Raw genomic sequence first — 300 nt, 5'->3', positions numbered from 1 at the left:
CTTGGTTGGCACAGAACCCACAGCGCCGACCAAGGTCGGCATCTACCAGCAACGGTTGCCCGCCAGCGGCCGGCACTACCCCTTCTGCTGCCACGCCGCCAACAGCGCGCGGCAATCGGCGCAATGCCAGTCGGCCCGGCCCGGCCATGGGTTCTCCGGCAGATTGACCAGCACGGTGTGCGTGCCTGCGGCACGGCCGCACTCCAGGTCGTAGGCGTGGTCGCCAACCATCACCGCCTCCGCCGCTGCAATGCCCCAGCGCCGCAGGTGCTGCTGCAGGCCATCCGGCGAGGGCTTGGG

1 protein-coding gene is annotated in these 300 nt (G+C 70.3%); it reads right to left on the bottom strand.

The window, feature by feature from the left end:
- Nucleotides 1-75: 75 nt before the first annotated feature.
- Nucleotides 76-300: HAD hydrolase-like protein (locus EN852_RS39000; protein ID WP_135879917.1), on the bottom strand; the 225-nt coding region annotated here is incomplete at its 5' end.

The sequence above is a fragment of the Mesorhizobium sp. M2E.F.Ca.ET.209.01.1.1 genome (assembly GCF_004010375.2).
Taxonomy (GTDB): Bacteria; Pseudomonadota; Alphaproteobacteria; order Rhizobiales; family Rhizobiaceae; genus Mesorhizobium.
This window is presented reverse-complemented; position numbering and strand designations above follow the sequence as displayed.